The following is a 15,708-nucleotide window of genomic DNA, read 5'->3' on the forward strand; positions in this document are numbered from 1 at the left end:
GCCGGACGGGCCAGGGCGTTCCCCCGGCCCGTCCGGCAGCCGCCTTGCGGGTGGCGTCAGGTGGTGGCGCTGATGAAGGCGGCGGCCTGCTCGCCGACCAGCACGCTGGGCGCCATGGTGTTCGCCATGGTCACGCTGGGCAGCACCGACGCGTCCGCCACGCGTAGCCCTTCGCAGCCGATGACACGCAGCCGGGAGTCGACCACCGCGTGCTCGTCGCGGCCCATGCGTGCCGTACCGCTCTGGTGCCAGTAGGTCTCGACGTTCTCGCGCACATAGGTCTCCGCGTCGGCGGCACCGGGCAGGAGCTCGGCGGAAAGGAACGGGCGTAGCGCCGGCGCCTTGCCGATGGCACGGGCGGTGTCCAGTGCACGCAGCGCACTGCCGATGTCCGCGGGGTCGGTGAAGAAGCCGGTCTCGATGATCGGTGCGGCGTCGGGGTCGGTGGAGGCCAGCCGTACCCGGCCCGTGCCGCGCATCGGCATCCCGATCACGAAGGTGATGACGTCGCCCTCCGGAGCCGGGTTGAGGTACATGAACGTCGGCGGATCGCCGGCGGCTGCGGTGAGCTGCCAGAAGCACGCCGCCCGGACATCACCGGGCGGCGCCGGGTCGCCTCCCGGCGTCGCCTGCCAGACCAGCGGCAGGAGGGCGTGGTCGGTGAGGTTACGGCCCACACCGGGCAGATTCCGGCGTACGGGAATCCCGTGCCGACGCAATTCCTCGGGATCACCGATGCCGGACAGCATCAGCACCTTGGGGGTGTTGATCGCGCCGAGGGACAGGACGATCTCCCGTCCGGCGTAGAAGTCCCGGTCGGGACCCGCCGCATTCACGCAGACGCCCACGGCCCGGTCGCGGTCGAAGAGCAGCTCCCGGACCGAGGTGCCGGTCAGCACCGTCAGGTTCGGCCGGTCCGGCTCGGCGACGTAGGCACGGTACGGTGATCGGCGCCGTCCGTCCTGGACGATCTTCTGCGGAGGGGCGCACCCTCGCTCGGCCTCCATGAGAGCGCCGTTGGGATTCGGGTACAACGGGAAGCCCGCTTCCTGCGCGGCGTCAAGGACCGCATTGCCGAGCGGATGCCGTGGCGTGGCGGCCTCCAGGCGCATCGGCCCGGACTCGATCCGCTCGAAGAGCGCGCGCACCGCAGCGAAGCCCCACACCGGGTCGCCGGTGACCTCGGCGAAGTGGTCCCAGTCGCTACGGTGACCGCGTACCCAGTTCGCCACGTTGACGCTGCTGCCGCCGCCGAGCGCCCGGCCCATGGCGTAGTCGAGCGAGCGGCCGCCGAGCGCGGGGCTCGGGGCGGTCGTGAAGTTCCACACGGCGTCGGTGCCGAGGTTGAGCGGCCACAGATCCGGGTTCTGGATGCTCTCGCGGCTGTCGTCGCCGCCGGCCTCGATCAGCAGAACGGTCACGCCGGGATCTTCCGCGAGCCGTCCGGCAACAGTCGATCCGGACGATCCCGCGCCGCACACGATGTAGTCGTACATGGCCGCAGACGATGCGACCCCGGCTGACCGCTGCACAAGGCGTTGTCCGTTCAACGGACAGCTCAGGCGCTGACGGTGGAGACACCGCCGATGACGCGACGGCGGCCACGCCGGCACCGGAGCTGCTCAGCTCCGCGCCTGCTCGACCGGCGCGGATCGCCCGGAGATCTCGCCGCGGACCGCGGCGGGACACGGTCGCGTGCGCGGCGACCCACAGTTTCGCGAATCGCCCACAATCATTCAAATTCTAAGCAAGTAAGCTCGTCGCATGAGCGATCCGCCCTCCAGCGTGAGTTCGAAGCATCTCGGCGCCTCTTTCGCGCCGATGGAGGTGAACAGCCTGCGGCAGCACATGCGGGCCGTCCCGCCCCGCTCGGCCGGACCGCGCACCGGCCGCAACCGGGCCGAGTGAGGGACTGCGAGATGGATCGAGCGTTACTGGCCGACTTCCTCCGGGCCCGGCGCGAAGCGCTGCAACCGGAGAACCTCGGGCTGCCCGCGGGCTCCCGGCGCCGCACCAGCGGGTTGCGGCGAGAGGAGGTGGCGGTGCTGGCCGGCATGTCGGCCGACTACTACAGCCGCCTCGAACAGCAGCGCGGCCCGATGCCGTCGGAACAGATGGTGGCCGCCCTGGCCCGTGCCCTCAAGCTCAGCCCGAGCGAGCGCGACCACCTGTTCCACCTCAGCGGGCACTCGGCGCCGCGGCGCGCGCTGCGGGACGAGCAGGCCAGCCCGGCCATGCGGCGCATCGTCGAGCGCATGTCGGACACCCCGGCGACAGTGCTCTCGCGGTTCGGCGAGGCGCTGCTGCAGACCCGGCCGTCGGTCGCCCTGCTCGGCGACTACACCAGGTACCGGGGCATGGCCCGCTATCTGGTCTACCGCTGGTTCACCGATCCGGCCCAGCGGGCTCTCTTCCCGCCGGAGGATCACGACATCCGGGGCCGGGTCTTCACCGCGGAGATCCGCGCCGCGTACACGGCCGACCCCACCGGAACGGCCGGGGAGATCGTCGAGGCGCTGCTGGCGGTGAGCCCCGAGTTCGCCGAGGTCTGGCGGCGGCATGAGGTGGGCGTCGTCCATCATCACGAGCTCAAGCGTTACCGGCACCCCGAGCTGGGCGAGCTATGGCTGACCGCCCGGCGGCTGATCGATCCCGACGAGGGACAGGAACTGCTGGTGTACCTCGCCGAGCCCGGCTCACCGAGCGAGGAGAAGCTCCGCCGCCTGAGCGCCATGTGACCGTTTGTCCACGGATAAAAAGTCCGTGGATAACCGCGCCATTCACCGTGCTCCGAGTTCCCGCCAGGCTGAACAGGCCGGAACGGACGGGAGGTGAGCACAGTGGAGCGCGAACGCGCCGGGCCTCTGATGGTGGCCCTCGTCGAGCGTCTGGCGGATCATCCGGCGATCGTGTTCTCGCAGGCCGGTGACGTGCTGCTGCGGACCGGTCCCGCGGTGGCCCTGCTGGGAGATCGATTTTTGGCCGAGGTGAGCGTCACGCCCGGCTCCCGCCTGCGGCGGTATCAGCACGCCCACTTGGGCGAGCTGGAGCTGCACCGTCATGTCCTGGTGGATCCGGACCTGCACCAAGTTCTGCTCTTCTTCACCGCCGTGCCCGGCTCGGGGAGCGAGGAGAAGCTCCGCCGACTGCTGTAAGGCAGGTCACATCATCCCTACTTGCTTCGAATTCGAAGCGGCGTATGGTCAAGAAGTGCTTCGAATACGAAGCACGCACGAGAAGGAGAACGTCCGATGAAGGCAGTGCGATTTCACGAGTACGGTGACCCGGCCGTCCTACGCTACGAGGACACCGAGCGTCCCACCCCAAGCGCCGGCCACGTGCTGATCCGGGTCGCCGGGACGTCGTTCAACGGCGTCGACGGCAACATCCGCGCGGGCTTCATGCAGGGCCCGATCCCGGTGACGCTGCCGCACACGCCCGGCATCGACGTCTCGGGCACGGTCGAGGAGCTGGGCGAGGGCGTCACCGCCGTTCAGGCCGGCGACCGGGTCGTCGGCTTCCTGCCGATGACGGGCGACGGCGCCGCCGCCGAGTACGTCCTCGCGCCGGCCGGGATCCTGGCCCCGGCGCCGGCGAGCATTCCCCTGGCCGACGCGGCCGCGCTGCCCACTGTGGGCCTGACCGCCTGGCAGGCGCTCTTCGACCACGCCAAGCTCACCGCCGGGCAACGAGTGCTGATCAACGGCGCGGGCGGCGCGGTCGGCGGATACGCCGTGCAACTGGCCAAGAGCGCCGGCGCGTACGTCATCGCGGTGGCCAAGCCGGGCACGGTCCCCACGGCCGACGAGGTCATCGACTACACCAGCACCGATGTCGCTCAGGCGGTCACCGAGCCGGTCGACGTCGCACTCAACCTGGCTCCGGTCGAGCCGGACCGGCTGACTGCGCTGGCGGGCTTGATCCGCGACGGCGGCGTCCTGGTCAACACGACGGTGTGGATGCCCGCGCCGTCGGACGAGGCCCGGGGCGTACGCGGCATCGACCTCTTCGTCCGCAGCGACGCCGGTCAGCTCGCGCACCTGGCATCGCTCGTCGACGCGGGCGACCTGCGCGTCGACGTGGCCGAGCGAGTGCCACTGGCCGAGCTGGCCACCGTGCACGCCCGGGCCGCCGCCGGCGAGCTGGCCGGCAAGACCGTCATCGTCGCCTGAACCCCACATCCCGACAGGAGAACTGCTATGTCACACGGCAACATCATCACGGTGCTCGGCGCGACCGGCACGCAGGGCGGCGCGGTGGCGCGGGCGCTGCTGGCCGACGGGGAATTCGCCGTACGGGCGGTCACCCGCATTGCCGGCTCCCCCGCGGCCGAAGCGCTGGCCCGGCTCGGCGCCCAAGTGGTGGAGGCCGACCTCGGCGACGAGGACAGCCTGCGCCGGGCATTCGAGGGCGCGTACGGCGCGTTCCTGGTCACGCCGTACTGGGAGCACCGCTCCCCCGCCCGGGAACTGACCGAGGTGGAGAACATCGTCGCCGCAGCCCGAGCAGCCGGCCTGCAGCACGTCCTGTGGTCGACGCTCGAGGACACCCGCGAGGCGATCGAGCCCGGGGACGACCGGATGCCGGTCATCGGCGACGGCTACCGGGTGCCACACTTCGACGTCAAGGGCGGCGAGGCCGACGCGCTGGTCGCGAAGTCCGGGCTACCCGCCACGTACCTGCTCATGTCCTTCTACTGGGACAACCTGCTCGGCCTGGCCAAGCCGCAGCGCGACCCGGACGGCACGCTCGCCATGCACCTGCCGCTCGGCGACACGCCCGTCGCCGGCGTCGCCTCGGAGGACATCGGCCAGGTGGCGCTGCACGTGCTGCGCCGGCCGGCGGAAACGATCGGCGCCACCATCCCGGTCGTCGGCGCCCACGCGACCGGCAAGCAGATGGCGGCCGCGCTCGGCACGGTCCTGGGCGAGCCGGTGGCCTACCGCCCGCCGACCCACGACCAGTTCCGGGGCTTCGGCTTCCCCGGCGCCGAGGAGCTGGGCAACATGTTCCAGTACTACGCCGAGTTCCCCGAGTCGTACCTCGGCCGCCGCGACCTCGATGCCGCGCGCGCCTACAACCCCGACCCGCTGAGCCTGGCCGATTTTCTGACCGCGCACCGCGCGCAGCTCACGGCCTGATCATGGCCGACACGGCCGCCGGCCCGGGAGGAGCTCAGCCTCTCCCCGGCCGGCGCCCGGCGTATCGGCGAGATGGTCGCCGGCCAGGACGCCCGGGTTGCCCTCGAAAACAACGCCGCCCGTGCCAGCGCGCGGAGGACGGGATCGTTGTCCAGCAGCGCGACCTCGGCTTCAGGCCAGCGCCGCGTCATGCGCTCGGCCAGTAGACCCGGTCCACCACCGAGGTCGAGCACCTTGCGGGGAGCCTTGCCGCGGACAGCTTCGGCCGCGCGGCACAGCCTGCCGACGCGAGCGGCCCCCAGCCAGACAGTGGGCCCTGGATCCCACCGGACAGCTGGAGGCCGTGACTCACCGTCAGTTGAGAACGCTGAAGGTGTACGCCTTCGCCCCGGTCGACACGACGGCGCCGGTCGAGGCCAGTTGCACGGTCACCTCGAAGGTCACCGTGTACGTACCAGCCGCGCTGAACGCCCAGTTGGCGTGGGCATGGACATTACGGCTGACGGAAAGGTTGTCGGGCAGCCCGTCACCGCTGTCGAACAGCTTGGTGGGCGTGCCGAACGAGCCGGTGGTGTAGACGCTGAACCGTCCCGGGCCGGTGACGCTGTTCAGCCTGACGGTGACAGAGTTCGGCTGCAGCGCACCGGCGGGCACCCCGAGGGTGTTCCAGCCGGCGAAGAGCAGGTTTGCCTGCTGAGCCTGCGGTAGGACCCAGGCGGTGCTGCCCGGCGTGCCGAGGAACGACCAGGCCGACCCGCTGGGCACGGTGACCTTGGCCGCGGCGGGAACCTGGAACACCACATCGGCCGGGGCGCGCTCGACCTCGGTGGCGCCCGTGCCGTCCAGCACGTCCAGGCTCAGGGCGCCGGCGGCGTAGTCGACGTCGAGGATGTCGACGTGCCCGGCGCTCAGGGTGACCGGGGCGGCGTGCGCGGCGGCCGGGGTGAGCCCGACGATCGCCAGCGCGGCGAGGGCGGCGGCGATCCGCGGCGCCTTCATCGCTGCACCTTGAAGGTGTAGGTGGCCGGCTCGGAGGTGATCGTCTCGCCGGTGGCGGCCAGGGTCGCCGACGCGGTCACGGTCAGCTTGTACGTGCCGGAGCGCTCGAAGGCCCAGTTGACGTGCTCGTGCTGCCCGGCGGCGAGGCCGAGCGTGTCGGGCAGTCCGTCGGCGCTGTTGACCAGAACGTCCGGGCTGCCCACGGCGTCCTGGGCGAAGACCGAGACGTCGCCCGGCCCGCGCACCTGCTGCACGTTGACCGAGACGGCGTCGCCGGCGAAGACACCGGACTCGAGCTCCTCCGCGGACAGTCCTGCCCAGAGCAGGTCGGGGTTCCGCACCTCGGGCAGGATCCAGACGTTGTCGCCGGGCTCACCGAGGAAGGCGTACGCGGGGTCGTCCGGGACGGCCGCCTTGGCCTGCCTCTTGACCAGCAGGACCACGTCGGCCGGCGCGTACTCGGTGTCGGTGTCCTCGGCGTGCACCGCCAGCTCGAGCTCGCCGTCCTCGTACTCCACGTCGACAGCGTCGACGTGGCCGGTGCTCAGCACGGCCGGCGCCACGCGGACGTGGGCCTGGGCCGGAGCGGCGATCCCGGTCAGGGCCGCGGCCAGCGCGCCGCCACCGGCGACCAGGCGAAGCGATCTACGCACGGGTGTACTCCCTCATCGTCGTCGGCCGTCCCCTTCGGACGGCCGGATCAGACGATAATGGTTTTCATCTTCGCCTACTAGGCCGACACATCGCCAGTCGTTCATACAGAAGCGCCGGTGACGCAACGGCCACCTCGTCGTAGGCAGCGGAAGCGGGGAGGACATGGCCTACCGCGGCCGACAGCACCGCCATCGGTGCGGAGCACAGCACCGGCACGGGCGGCGAGCAACTGCCGGCCGGCACGCTGCCCGCCTGGGATCCGAGGGGACCAGCACCGACTCAGCCCCAGGGAACCCGTGCGTCAGGCCGATGCCTCGGAACGCTCCGGATCGACGTGGTCGGCGCGGTGCAGCGCCTGGGCGCGTCCCCGTTCCTCGGCCGCGGCGATAGCCTGCGCCACTCGGCGCCGACGCCGCCGGCGGATGAACAGACGTCCGGTGACCAGCAGGGCGGCGAGCGCCAGAAGCGCCAGTTGGGGCCATGGCAGCAACCAGAGAACGTGCTGCGAATGCACCCGGACCGGGATGGGATCGATGGGCCGGCCGTCGGACGCCGCGGGCAGGACGGTGAGGGTGACCTGTTCGCGGAACAACGGCGGTATCCGCTTGAGCCGGACGGTGGTTGCCACGGTACCGCCGGGCAGGACCTCCGGCAGGGCCGTCCCGGCGGCGGTGACGGAGCCGAGGGAGAACGGGCCGCGTGCCCGCGCCGACGGCTGGGCGCTGAGCCGTACGTTGCCGGTGTTGCGGATCGTGAAGGCCGCGGTGACCTCGGGCAGCTGGAAGGGGTTCCAGGACGTGCGGGGGCTGATCGTCACGTCGGTGATGCTCAGCGCGGGCTGCAACGGACCGGTGACCCGCAGATGGACGCGGGTGCCGACGCGATGGTCCACGGTGACCTGATTGCCGTGGGCGTCGGTGCCCGCGGCGGCCAGTGAGGCGACCACGCCCGCCGCGTGGTCGCCGGGTGTGGCGTTGCCCGGGACCGTGACGGTGAAGGGGACGATCACGCGCGAGGACTTCGGCAGCTCGACGGTGCCGCGGCCGAGCGTGATCCAGGAGCCGGCGTCGGTGGGCCTGGCAGCGCCGGCGAGCAGATCGAAACCGCCGCCCCCGGTGGTGAAGGCGTCGCTCGCGTAGAGCCCCAGCGTGAGCGGCCGGTCGGAGTGATTGGTGACGGCGACATGGTCGGTGACTTTCGCACCGGGATCGAGTTTGTAGTCCAGCGCGGGCCGCCCGTTCGGGCCTTCGGGACCGGACGGCGCGACGGACCAGGTGAGAGCGTCACCGGGGGCTGCGGCGGCCGGCGGGGCAGCGGTGAGCACGACGACGGCGAGAAGGGCGGCGGCGATAAGGCTGACGTGTCGGTGTCGCTTGCCACGGGATTGAGCACGAGGTTGCGGGGCGGGCCCCTCGGCCGCCGCGGCGGGCGCGGCCGGTATCAGCACGGCACAGAACCCGGCGGTGAGCACCGCCAGTGTGGATTTCACTGGACTTTCCCCTCAACGGACCCGGGCGAGCTGCCGGGTCAGCACCCCGTGACGGGGTGCGAGCAGATAGGCGAGCAGGAAGACCGCGGTCAGCACGAGCACGATCGTGCCGCCGACCGGCAGGTCGTAGGACCAGGACAGATACAGGCCGACCATTGCGCTGCCCGCGCCGATCGCCGGGGCCAGCAGCATCATCGCGGGCAGCCGGTCGGTGAGCAGCCGCGCCGCCGAAGCGGGTGTGACCAGCAGGGCGAGCACCAGGATGTTGCCGATGGTCTGCACGGCCATCACCACGGCGAGAGTGACCAGCACGTAGAGGACCAGATCGAGCCAAAAGGTACGCAACCCGAGCGCGCGAGCCGTCTCGCGGTCCAGAGTGACGGCGACGAGCTCCTTGTGCAGCAGGGCCACCGCGAGCAGCAACGCCAGGCCGGTGCCGCCTACCACGTAGAGGTCGCGGGAGGGGATGCCGGTGATGGAGCCGAAGAGGAACTGCTGCAACGATCCGGCGTAGCCGGGCGCCCGGGAGATGATGACGATGCCGAGCGCGAACGCGGCGACGAAGAAGACGCCGATGACGGAGTCCTCCTTGAGCCGCCGGTTCTGCGAGAAGACCGCGACCAGCAGGGCCGTGACCACGCCGGCGACGGTGCCGCCGACGACCAGGCTGCCGGAGAAGAAGAACGCGATCGCCAGGCCGGGGAAGACCGCGTGGGCCACGGCGTCACCGATGAAAGCCATGCCGCGCAGCACGACGTAGCAGCCCACGACGCCGCACATGACCGCCGACATGACGGCGATCGCGAGGGCCTTGGGCAGGAACGCCAGGTCGGGGTTGAGCAAGTCGGTGAGGAAGTCCAGTGGTGACACCTCAGACCCCCAGCGCCTTGAGCAGGTGGCTGTCCGGGCCGACCTCGAAGGTGCGCATCCACACCTCGCGGCCGGCCAGCTCGGCGAAGGGCGCGGCGGCGACGACCGTGCGGTTCAACAACACCAACCGATCACAGGTGTACGCCGCAGCGGCCAGATCGTGACTGGCCATCAGCACCGCCCGCTCCCGGGCAAGGGTGGTGAACAAGTCGGTGAGCAGCTCCTGCGACGGCATGTCGAGGCCGGTGAACGGCTCGTCGAGCAGCAGGATGGCCGGGTCCAGGGCGAGCGCGCGGGCCACCAGGACCCGCTGGCGCTGTCCGCCGGACAGCTCGCCCACCGGGCGCTTGCACAGATCGCCGAGGCGAACCCGGTCGAGGGCGTCCCACACCGCGCGCCAGTGCTGCACCCCGGGGCGCCGGAACAGCCCGATGCGGCGGACGAGGCCGCTCATGACCGCGTCCTGCACCGACGCCGGGAAGTCCCAGGCGAACTCGTGGCGCTGCGGCACGTAGCCCGCTCCCCCGGCAGCCAGGCTGGTCGTTCCGGCGCGCAGCGGGACCAGCCCGAGCGCCGCGCGCAGCAGCGTGGTCTTGCCGGCGCCGTTGGGGCCCACCAGGCCAGCGAACTCGCCACTCGCCACGCTCATGGTCGCATCGCGCAACGCGGGCCGCCCGCCCAGGTCGACCGAGACCGCGGTGAGGGTCAGGACGTCGCTCACGGCCGGCGCTCCGCCTCGGCGCGCCGGCGGGCAGCCGCACCACGCAGGACCAGCGCCAGGATGCCGGCCACGACAAGCAGGGCGGCGCCGAGCAGCAGCCAGGAGGACGGGCCGCTCGACGAGTCCGCAGCGACAGGGGCGGGCGAACCGGATGCGGCCGCAGCCAGCGGGGCGGTGAACTGCTCCGCACGTACGGCATCGGGGTCGGCGTTGTCGCCCACGGCGAAGCGCAGCACGGCGCTGCCGGTGACAGCGTCGCCGTCGGCCAAGTCTGCGGCGATGTCGACCGCGACCAGGTAGCTGCCCGGGGCGCCGAAGACCCAGTTGGCGTGGGTGTGCGTGTTCGTCTCGACCCACAGCGGCTGGGCCTGCGGCTTGGTGGAGTCCCAGAGCACCTCGGGGGCGCCGAGGTTGCCCGACTGCAGATAGACGTGCAGCGGGCCGGGGCCCTGGACCCCGCGCAGGGTCATGGTGACGCCGCGGTCGATGGCGTCCAGCACGCCGGGATCCTGGGTGTTCCAGCCGATCCAGACCACGTCGGGCTGCTGGGTCTGCGGCACGACGTAGACCCGCGTTCCGGGCTGCGCGCCGAGGAAGGCGTACGTGTCGTCGTCGGGTACCGGCTGGCGGGCGGTGTCGCGTACGCGTAGCACCGCTTCTCCGGGGTTGCGCCACACCGGCGGGGTGGCGCCGTCGTCGTGGATTTGCACGGTCCAGCGCCCGTCCCGGTAGCGCGGTCCGATGTCGACATGACCGGAGTCCAGAACGGCGGGACCGGAGGCGACGGCCTGGTCCGGGCTCAGGCTCTGGTCCGGGGCCGGTGAGGGCGCGAGCAGCAGACCGGTGGCGAGCACGGCGGCGAGGAGGTTCACGGCTGTCCTTCGGTGAGGCAGCGCTTCAGCGAGTCGGCGTTGAAGCGCATCATGGCGGTGTAGCTGCGGATCCGGTCGTCGAAGGCGTCGCCGTAGATGTCGCAGACGGCCACGTCCTGTTCCTTCGCCACCTCGACGAGGGTGGAGGAGCGGGCGCGCAGGTTCGGTTCGAGGAAGACCGCACGGATCTTGAGCGTGCGCAGGGTTTCGGTGAGCTTGCGGCGGTCGGCGAGGCTGGGCTCCACGGCCGGGTTCGGCGTGACGAAGCCGGCGACCGGGATCCCGTACGCGTGGGCCAGGTAGCCGAACGCGTCGTGCGTGGTGACCAGGTAGCGCTGCGGGGCCGGGATGGACGCGATGGTGCCGGTCAGATAGGCGTCGAGCGCGCTCAGCTCGGCCAGGTAGCGCTCGGTGTTGGCCCGGTAGGTCCCGGCGCCGGCCGGGTCGACGCCGATGAGCGTGTCGCGGATGAGTTCCGCGTACGCCTGGGCGTTGCCGACGTCCTGCCACAGGTGCGGATCGATCTCGCCGTGCACGTGCCGGCCCAGCACCGCCTGCGGCAGCTGGTAGACCTTCTGACCCGGCCGGCCCAGGAACCGGAAGCCCGCCCCGGCCGGGATCTCCTTGCGTGCCTTCGCGGGCACCTCGATCACCGTCGCGGCGGCGTCGTAGCGTTCCTGGTGCACCTCACCCCCACCGTGCGGGTCGGCGTAGACGTAGAACTCGCCGGTGTCGATGTCCACGGTCAGGTCGGCATGCCCGGCGCCGAGGACGGCGGTCGTCCCGGGTACGGAGTGCGCGTCGACGCCGACGGCGAAGGTGAACACCTGCTCCCCCAGCGGGAGAGGCTTGCTGTCATCGGTGACCGCCAGCTCCGCGCGCAGCGTCAGCCGGTAGACGCCGGGTTCGGAAAACGCCCAGCTCATGTGCGTGTGGGCGTCGGCAGGCAGGTCGATCGTGTCGTCGCGGAAGCCGTTGGCCGCTTCGAAGCCGTCGCCGGAGTCGAGGGCGATGTCCGGTCGCCCGAAGGACTCGGTGAGATAGGCGGCGAGCCGGCCGGGACCCTCGACGGCGACGGCGGACAGCCGCACCTGCGACGAGCGGGTGACGTGATTCGCCTGGCCGGCCCCACGAGCGCGCAGTCCGAGCCAGATCGTGTCGAGCGAGACGTCCTCGACGAGCGGGATGACCTCGGCGGCGTATTTGGTGGCGCCCTCGGCCAGCGAGATGTTCGGCACGCCGTCGCGCAGGTTGGCGTCGAGGGCTTTGATGACGCTTTGCGGCTCGAGCAGCAGGTAGTTGCTGAAGGCCAGGTCGGCATAGACGGTGTTGCGCACGTCGCGCAGAGTTGGCTCGTATGCGTGCGGGTCGGCGTTGTCCGGCACCAGCGAGCCGACCACCACCCGGTCGCCGCCGACGTTGCGGACCAAATCGGCCAGGATGCCGGTGGTGGTGACCACTTGCACGCGGTCGTCCGTACGCGAGAAGGTTGCCGGTGTTCGACAGGCACTCAGCGCAAGGGCGGCAATGACCGCGCCCAGCGCGCGGCTTGCCCTCACGATTCCCTCATGGGAGTGCGACGCCGGCCCAGTCGCAACGCGACGAATCCGGCGAGGACGAGCAGCAGCCCGCCGCCCGCGACGATGACAATGTTCGCGCCGGTTCTGGCCAGTGCCCCGCCGGCACTGTCAGGGGTGGACGAGGCACCGGATGCCGCGGCAGGGCCGGTGGTCGCGGGCGTGCCTGGCGCGCCGGCCTCCGTCTCGGTGCTGGTGCTGTCGCCGACGGCGATGGTGAGCGTCTTCGTATCGGTGACGGTCTTGCCGGCTCTGGTCGTTGCGCTCATCTGGACGGCGAGCCGGTAGAGGCCGGCCTTGGTGAAGGCCCAGTTGCCGTGCGCGTGGGTGTTGAGTGGGATCGAGAGTTGCTGCGGTAGGGCCTTCGCCGAGTCGAACAGCACGTCAGGCGTGCCGAAGGAACTGGTCAGGAACAGCTTGAACGCGCCGGGGCCGCTGACACCCTTGAGCGACCAGGTGACATTGCCCCGCAGGCCGGAGATAACGGACTCGTGCTGGGTGTTCCAGCCGGGCCAGACGATGCCGGACTGCTGGGTCTGCGGCAGCAACCACACGTCGTCGCCGGCCTTGCCGAGGAACGCGTAGCCCGTACCGGCGGGGACCGGGATCTTGGCCTTGTCACTCGCCTTGAGCACCACGCCGGACAGCTCGCGCCACACCGGCGGGCTGGTCGTATCATCCTTGATCCGGATGGTCATCGCGCTGCCGGACAGCTGCGGGCCCATGTCGACGTGGCCGTCGTCGATGACCTTGGTCTGCGCTTTCGCTGTCTTCGCGGCTTCTTGCTGTACGGCGGCCGGCGTCTGCGCTGCTGCTTGCGCCGGTGCGACTGCCGGCCTCTGTGCTGTTGCTTGCGCCGGTGCGACTGCCGGCCTCTGTGCTGTTGCTTGCGCCGGTGCGGCTGGCGGCTTCTGTGGTGTTGCTTGCGCCGGTGCGGCTGGCGGCTTCTGTGGTGTTGCTTGCGCCGGTGCGGCTGCCATGGCCGGCACGTCGACCGCGTACGTGGTGGTGCGGGTCAACTTCTCGCCGCCGGTGGTGGCCGAGGCGGCGAAGGTCAGGCGGTAGTCGCCGGCGGCGCCGAAGGTCCAGGCGAGTCCGCCGAGCCGTCGCCCCGCCGGGAGCTGGGTGCTGGTGCGGGCGTCGCTGTCGATCAGGACGGTGGGCCGGCCCCAGCGGTCGACGGTGTACATCGCGAAGTCGCCCGGCCCCTCGGCCGCCACCAGCCGCAGCTGCACCTTGCCGCCGGCGACGCTCTGGGGGCGTACGTCCGTCAGGTCCAGGGCCGGGAATCGGGAGCCGCCGGCGGACAGCGACCAGACCGGCCTGCCGGGCTCGCCCAGGAACGCATATGCGGGATCGTTGGGAACGGCCGCCGTGAGCCCGCCCTCGGGACCGAGGCTGATCGCGGCCGGATCGGTCCCTGTGGCGTCGGAGGCGGCCTGGCCCGCATCGCGGAAGCGCACGGACAGCCGGTCGCCGTCGACGGACACCGACATCAGGTCGGCGCCGTCGGCGGGCACGGCGCTGACGGGCTCCGCAGCGAGCGCGGCGGCCGGGGCGGAGGCCAGCATCAGCGCGGTAAAGGCGGCGGCCGTCGGCACTCGCCAGGCGTGGGACTGCATGGTCGTCATTCCTCGAGATCAGGGGAGACGGCGCGCACCCGCGCCGCCTCCCACACGGTGATCAGATAGCGGTCAGGGTGAGCAGTCCGGTGTAGACGCCGGGTGCCGTCTCCGTCGGGACGCTGAGCTCGAGCTGCGCGTCGAGCTTCGCCGTGCCGCGGCCCGCGCCGACCGGTGCCGTGGCCAGCACCGCACCGTCACCGAGCCCGGTGTCCCGGGGTGCAGCGACCACACCCTGCTGGGCGCCCTGGCTCACGACGGCGGGGGTCCACCCGAGCGCATCGCCCCCGAGCCGTGCCCCGTCCGGGGTGGCGAAGCCGCCGCTGAGCTGGCCGGAGACGCTCCAGCCCGGCTGCCCGGCACGGGTGTCGGTCACGGTGACCGGCTTGAGCGCGCCGCTGCTCTCCCACCGGTCACCGCCGGCCGATAGCTGGGCCACCGGCAGCACGACCGACCGGTCCTGCGGGTCGACGCTGATCACCAAGGCACCGGCGGTGGGATCGATCGACGCGGTGATGACCTTCTCCCCGCCGTCCCCGCCGGGACCGGCGCCGACGGCCAGGGTCACCGGGTCGCTGGCGGCCACCTCGGTCTCCCCGTCGTAGAGCCGGACCTGATACTGCGTCTTGTCCAGCGCCTTGGTGGCGGTGAAGCTGTACGCCGCCGAGGTCTCCCCCGTCACCGAGGTGAAGTCCGCATCCCCGGGACGCTTGCTGAACCAGCGGTACGAGCTCAGTGACCCCTGCGGTGCCTGGACCACCTGCAGCGTGACCTGCTGCCCGTCCTGGTAGGAGTCCGACAAGCCGGTGACCGACAGAGCCACGGCGTCGTCGCCGGGCAGGTCCCCCACGACGAAGTCGTAGTCCACCGCGCCGGTGCTCACCTTCGTGCCGTTCGCCAGGGTGGCAGCGGCCTGGAACTTCAGCGTGTATCGGCCCTGCGCCCCAAACACCCAGCTGGCGTGGGCGTGCGTGTGCACCGGCACGTCGATGCGGTCGGGCAGCCCGTCGGCGGAGCGGAACCGGACGTTGGGCGTGCCCAGTGAGCTGGTGTCGAAGACGGTGACCGCGCCGGGCCCGTCGACGCCGACGAGGCTGAGCGTCACCTTGTCGCCGGCGAAGGTCCCGGAGGCCAGCTCGGTGGTGTTCCAGCCGGGCCACAGCAGCGCCGGGTCCTGCACCTGCGGCAGCATCCAGATCGGCGTGCCGGGCGCGCCGAGGAACGCGAACGCGTCGATGTCCGGCACTTCGGTGCGGGCTGCGGGCAGCACCTGGAAAATCACACCGGACGGATCCCGGGTGACAGCCGGGCTGACCGTGTCGTCCTTGACCTGCAACGTCAACCGGCCGCCGGAATAGTGCACGTCGACCGCGTCGGTGTGCCCGGCAGACAGCACCACATCGTCGGCAGCAGCCGCAGGCGACGCCGCGACGAGGAGACCGGCAGCGGCCAGCGCTGCGGCGGCGAAGACACCGACGGTCCCCCTGTACAGGATCCTCATCCACACTCCTTCCTCACATGAAAATCGTTTCCATTTTCGGAAGGCAACCTAACACGAGCGGCGTCCACGGTCGACACCTCGTCATCAGATTTTGATAATCACTTTCATGTGTGCCTGTTGGCCCTGCTGGGGCTGAGCTTGCTGCGGGTCCAGGCTCACGCGGACGGCTACGGCGGTCGCGTCGTGCCGCCCAGGAAGCCGGCGCAGCCGCTGCCCAGTGCGATCACGCGTGCGGCCTGCCCTAGACCCAGCGCCTCCTCGT

The 15,708-nt window shown here is 71.3% G+C and carries 15 protein-coding genes; 5 read left to right on the top strand and 10 right to left on the bottom strand.

What is annotated here, in order from left to right; translation table 11 throughout:
• Positions 1–56: 56 nt before the first annotated feature.
• Positions 57–1,496, bottom strand: coding sequence for a GMC family oxidoreductase (locus RBH18_RS29835; protein ID WP_306213777.1), 1,440 nt, complete (start codon positions 1,494–1,496; stop codon positions 57–59).
• A 268-nt stretch (positions 1,497–1,764) separates the two neighbouring features.
• Between RBH18_RS29835 and RBH18_RS29840 the strand changes: the two genes are divergently transcribed.
• The 5 genes from RBH18_RS29840 to RBH18_RS29860 all read left to right on the top strand — a co-directional run bounded on the left by RBH18_RS29840 (position 1,765) and on the right by RBH18_RS29860 (position 5,141).
• A complete protein-coding gene (locus RBH18_RS29840) occupies positions 1,765–1,908 on the top strand; it encodes a hypothetical protein (RefSeq protein WP_306213778.1) in 144 nt (47 codons plus the stop codon).
• 11 nt (positions 1,909–1,919) lie between these two features.
• The gene (locus tag RBH18_RS29845; RefSeq protein WP_306213779.1) at positions 1,920–2,738 is read left to right on the top strand and encodes a helix-turn-helix transcriptional regulator; all 819 of its coding nucleotides are present in this window, start codon (positions 1,920–1,922) and stop codon (positions 2,736–2,738) included.
• Between the two features lie 93 nt (positions 2,739–2,831).
• Positions 2,832–3,155, top strand: coding sequence for an MmyB family transcriptional regulator (locus tag RBH18_RS29850; protein ID WP_306213780.1), 324 nt, complete (start codon positions 2,832–2,834; stop codon positions 3,153–3,155).
• 96 nt (positions 3,156–3,251) lie between these two features.
• Positions 3,252–4,172, top strand: a complete 921-nt coding sequence (locus RBH18_RS29855) for an NADP-dependent oxidoreductase (protein WP_306213781.1) — start codon at positions 3,252–3,254, stop codon at positions 4,170–4,172.
• Between the two features lie 27 nt (positions 4,173–4,199).
• On the top strand, positions 4,200–5,141 hold the full coding sequence (locus tag RBH18_RS29860) for an NmrA/HSCARG family protein (protein ID WP_306213782.1): 942 nt from the start codon (positions 4,200–4,202) through the stop codon (positions 5,139–5,141).
• A gap of 354 nt (positions 5,142–5,495) precedes the next feature.
• On the opposite strand, the gene RBH18_RS29865 is transcribed toward RBH18_RS29860, so the two are convergent.
• From RBH18_RS29865 to RBH18_RS29905, 9 genes are all read right to left on the bottom strand, one after another.
• On the bottom strand, positions 5,496–6,140 hold the full coding sequence (locus RBH18_RS29865) for a choice-of-anchor M domain-containing protein (protein WP_306213783.1): 645 nt from the start codon (positions 6,138–6,140) through the stop codon (positions 5,496–5,498).
• Positions 6,137–6,793 carry a choice-of-anchor M domain-containing protein gene (locus RBH18_RS29870; protein WP_306213784.1) on the bottom strand — a complete coding sequence of 219 codons (657 nt, stop codon included), beginning with the start codon at positions 6,791–6,793 and terminating at the stop codon, positions 6,137–6,139. Before RBH18_RS29870 ends, RBH18_RS29865 begins: the two co-directional genes overlap by 4 nt.
• A gap of 302 nt (positions 6,794–7,095) precedes the next feature.
• Positions 7,096–8,283, bottom strand: a complete 1,188-nt coding sequence (locus RBH18_RS29875) for a WxL protein peptidoglycan domain-containing protein (protein WP_306213785.1) — start codon at positions 8,281–8,283, stop codon at positions 7,096–7,098.
• A gap of 12 nt (positions 8,284–8,295) precedes the next feature.
• Positions 8,296–9,153 carry an anchored repeat-type ABC transporter permease subunit gene (locus RBH18_RS29880; protein WP_306213786.1) on the bottom strand — a complete coding sequence of 286 codons (858 nt, stop codon included), beginning with the start codon at positions 9,151–9,153 and terminating at the stop codon, positions 8,296–8,298.
• A gap of 1 nt (position 9,154) precedes the next feature.
• Positions 9,155–9,874, bottom strand: a complete 720-nt coding sequence (locus tag RBH18_RS29885) for an anchored repeat-type ABC transporter ATP-binding subunit (RefSeq protein ID WP_306213787.1) — start codon at positions 9,872–9,874, stop codon at positions 9,155–9,157.
• Positions 9,871–10,746 (bottom strand): choice-of-anchor M domain-containing protein, encoded by an 876-nt coding sequence (locus tag RBH18_RS29890; protein WP_306213788.1) that lies wholly within the window; start codon positions 10,744–10,746, stop codon positions 9,871–9,873. The genes RBH18_RS29885 and RBH18_RS29890 overlap by 4 nt, the downstream gene beginning before the upstream one ends.
• Entirely contained in the window at positions 10,743–12,308 is a 1,566-nt protein-coding gene (locus RBH18_RS29895) for an anchored repeat ABC transporter, substrate-binding protein (protein ID WP_372339010.1), read from the bottom strand. The genes RBH18_RS29890 and RBH18_RS29895 overlap by 4 nt, the downstream gene beginning before the upstream one ends.
• A complete protein-coding gene (locus tag RBH18_RS29900; protein ID WP_372339011.1) occupies positions 12,302–13,945 on the bottom strand; it encodes a TIGR03773 family transporter-associated surface protein in 1,644 nt (547 codons plus the stop codon). Before RBH18_RS29900 ends, RBH18_RS29895 begins: the two co-directional genes overlap by 7 nt.
• Before the next feature lie 61 nt (positions 13,946–14,006).
• Entirely contained in the window at positions 14,007–15,446 is a 1,440-nt protein-coding gene (locus RBH18_RS29905; protein ID WP_306213790.1) for a choice-of-anchor M domain-containing protein, read from the bottom strand.
• Between the last annotated feature and the right edge of the window lie 262 nt (positions 15,447–15,708).

Origin of the sequence: Actinoplanes oryzae, from assembly GCF_030757795.1 — a bacterium.
In the GTDB taxonomy this organism is placed as follows: Bacteria; Actinomycetota; Actinomycetes; order Mycobacteriales; family Micromonosporaceae; genus Actinoplanes.

Coding starts and splice junctions, on each gene's coding strand:
- RBH18_RS29835 (WP_306213777.1), bottom strand. CDS start 1,496: ATGTACGACTACATCGTGTGCGGCGCGGGATCGTCCGGATCGACTGTT.
- RBH18_RS29840 (WP_306213778.1), top strand. CDS start 1,765: ATGAGCGATCCGCCCTCCAGCGTGAGTTCGAAGCATCTCGGCGCCTCT.
- RBH18_RS29845 (WP_306213779.1), top strand. CDS start 1,920: ATGGATCGAGCGTTACTGGCCGACTTCCTCCGGGCCCGGCGCGAAGCG.
- RBH18_RS29855 (WP_306213781.1), top strand. CDS start 3,252: ATGAAGGCAGTGCGATTTCACGAGTACGGTGACCCGGCCGTCCTACGC.
- RBH18_RS29860 (WP_306213782.1), top strand. CDS start 4,200: ATGTCACACGGCAACATCATCACGGTGCTCGGCGCGACCGGCACGCAG.
- RBH18_RS29865 (WP_306213783.1), bottom strand. CDS start 6,140: ATGAAGGCGCCGCGGATCGCCGCCGCCCTCGCCGCGCTGGCGATCGTC.
- RBH18_RS29900 (WP_372339011.1), bottom strand. CDS start 13,945: ATGCAGTCCCACGCCTGGCGAGTGCCGACGGCCGCCGCCTTTACCGCG.
- RBH18_RS29905 (WP_306213790.1), bottom strand. CDS start 15,446: ATGAGGATCCTGTACAGGGGGACCGTCGGTGTCTTCGCCGCCGCAGCG.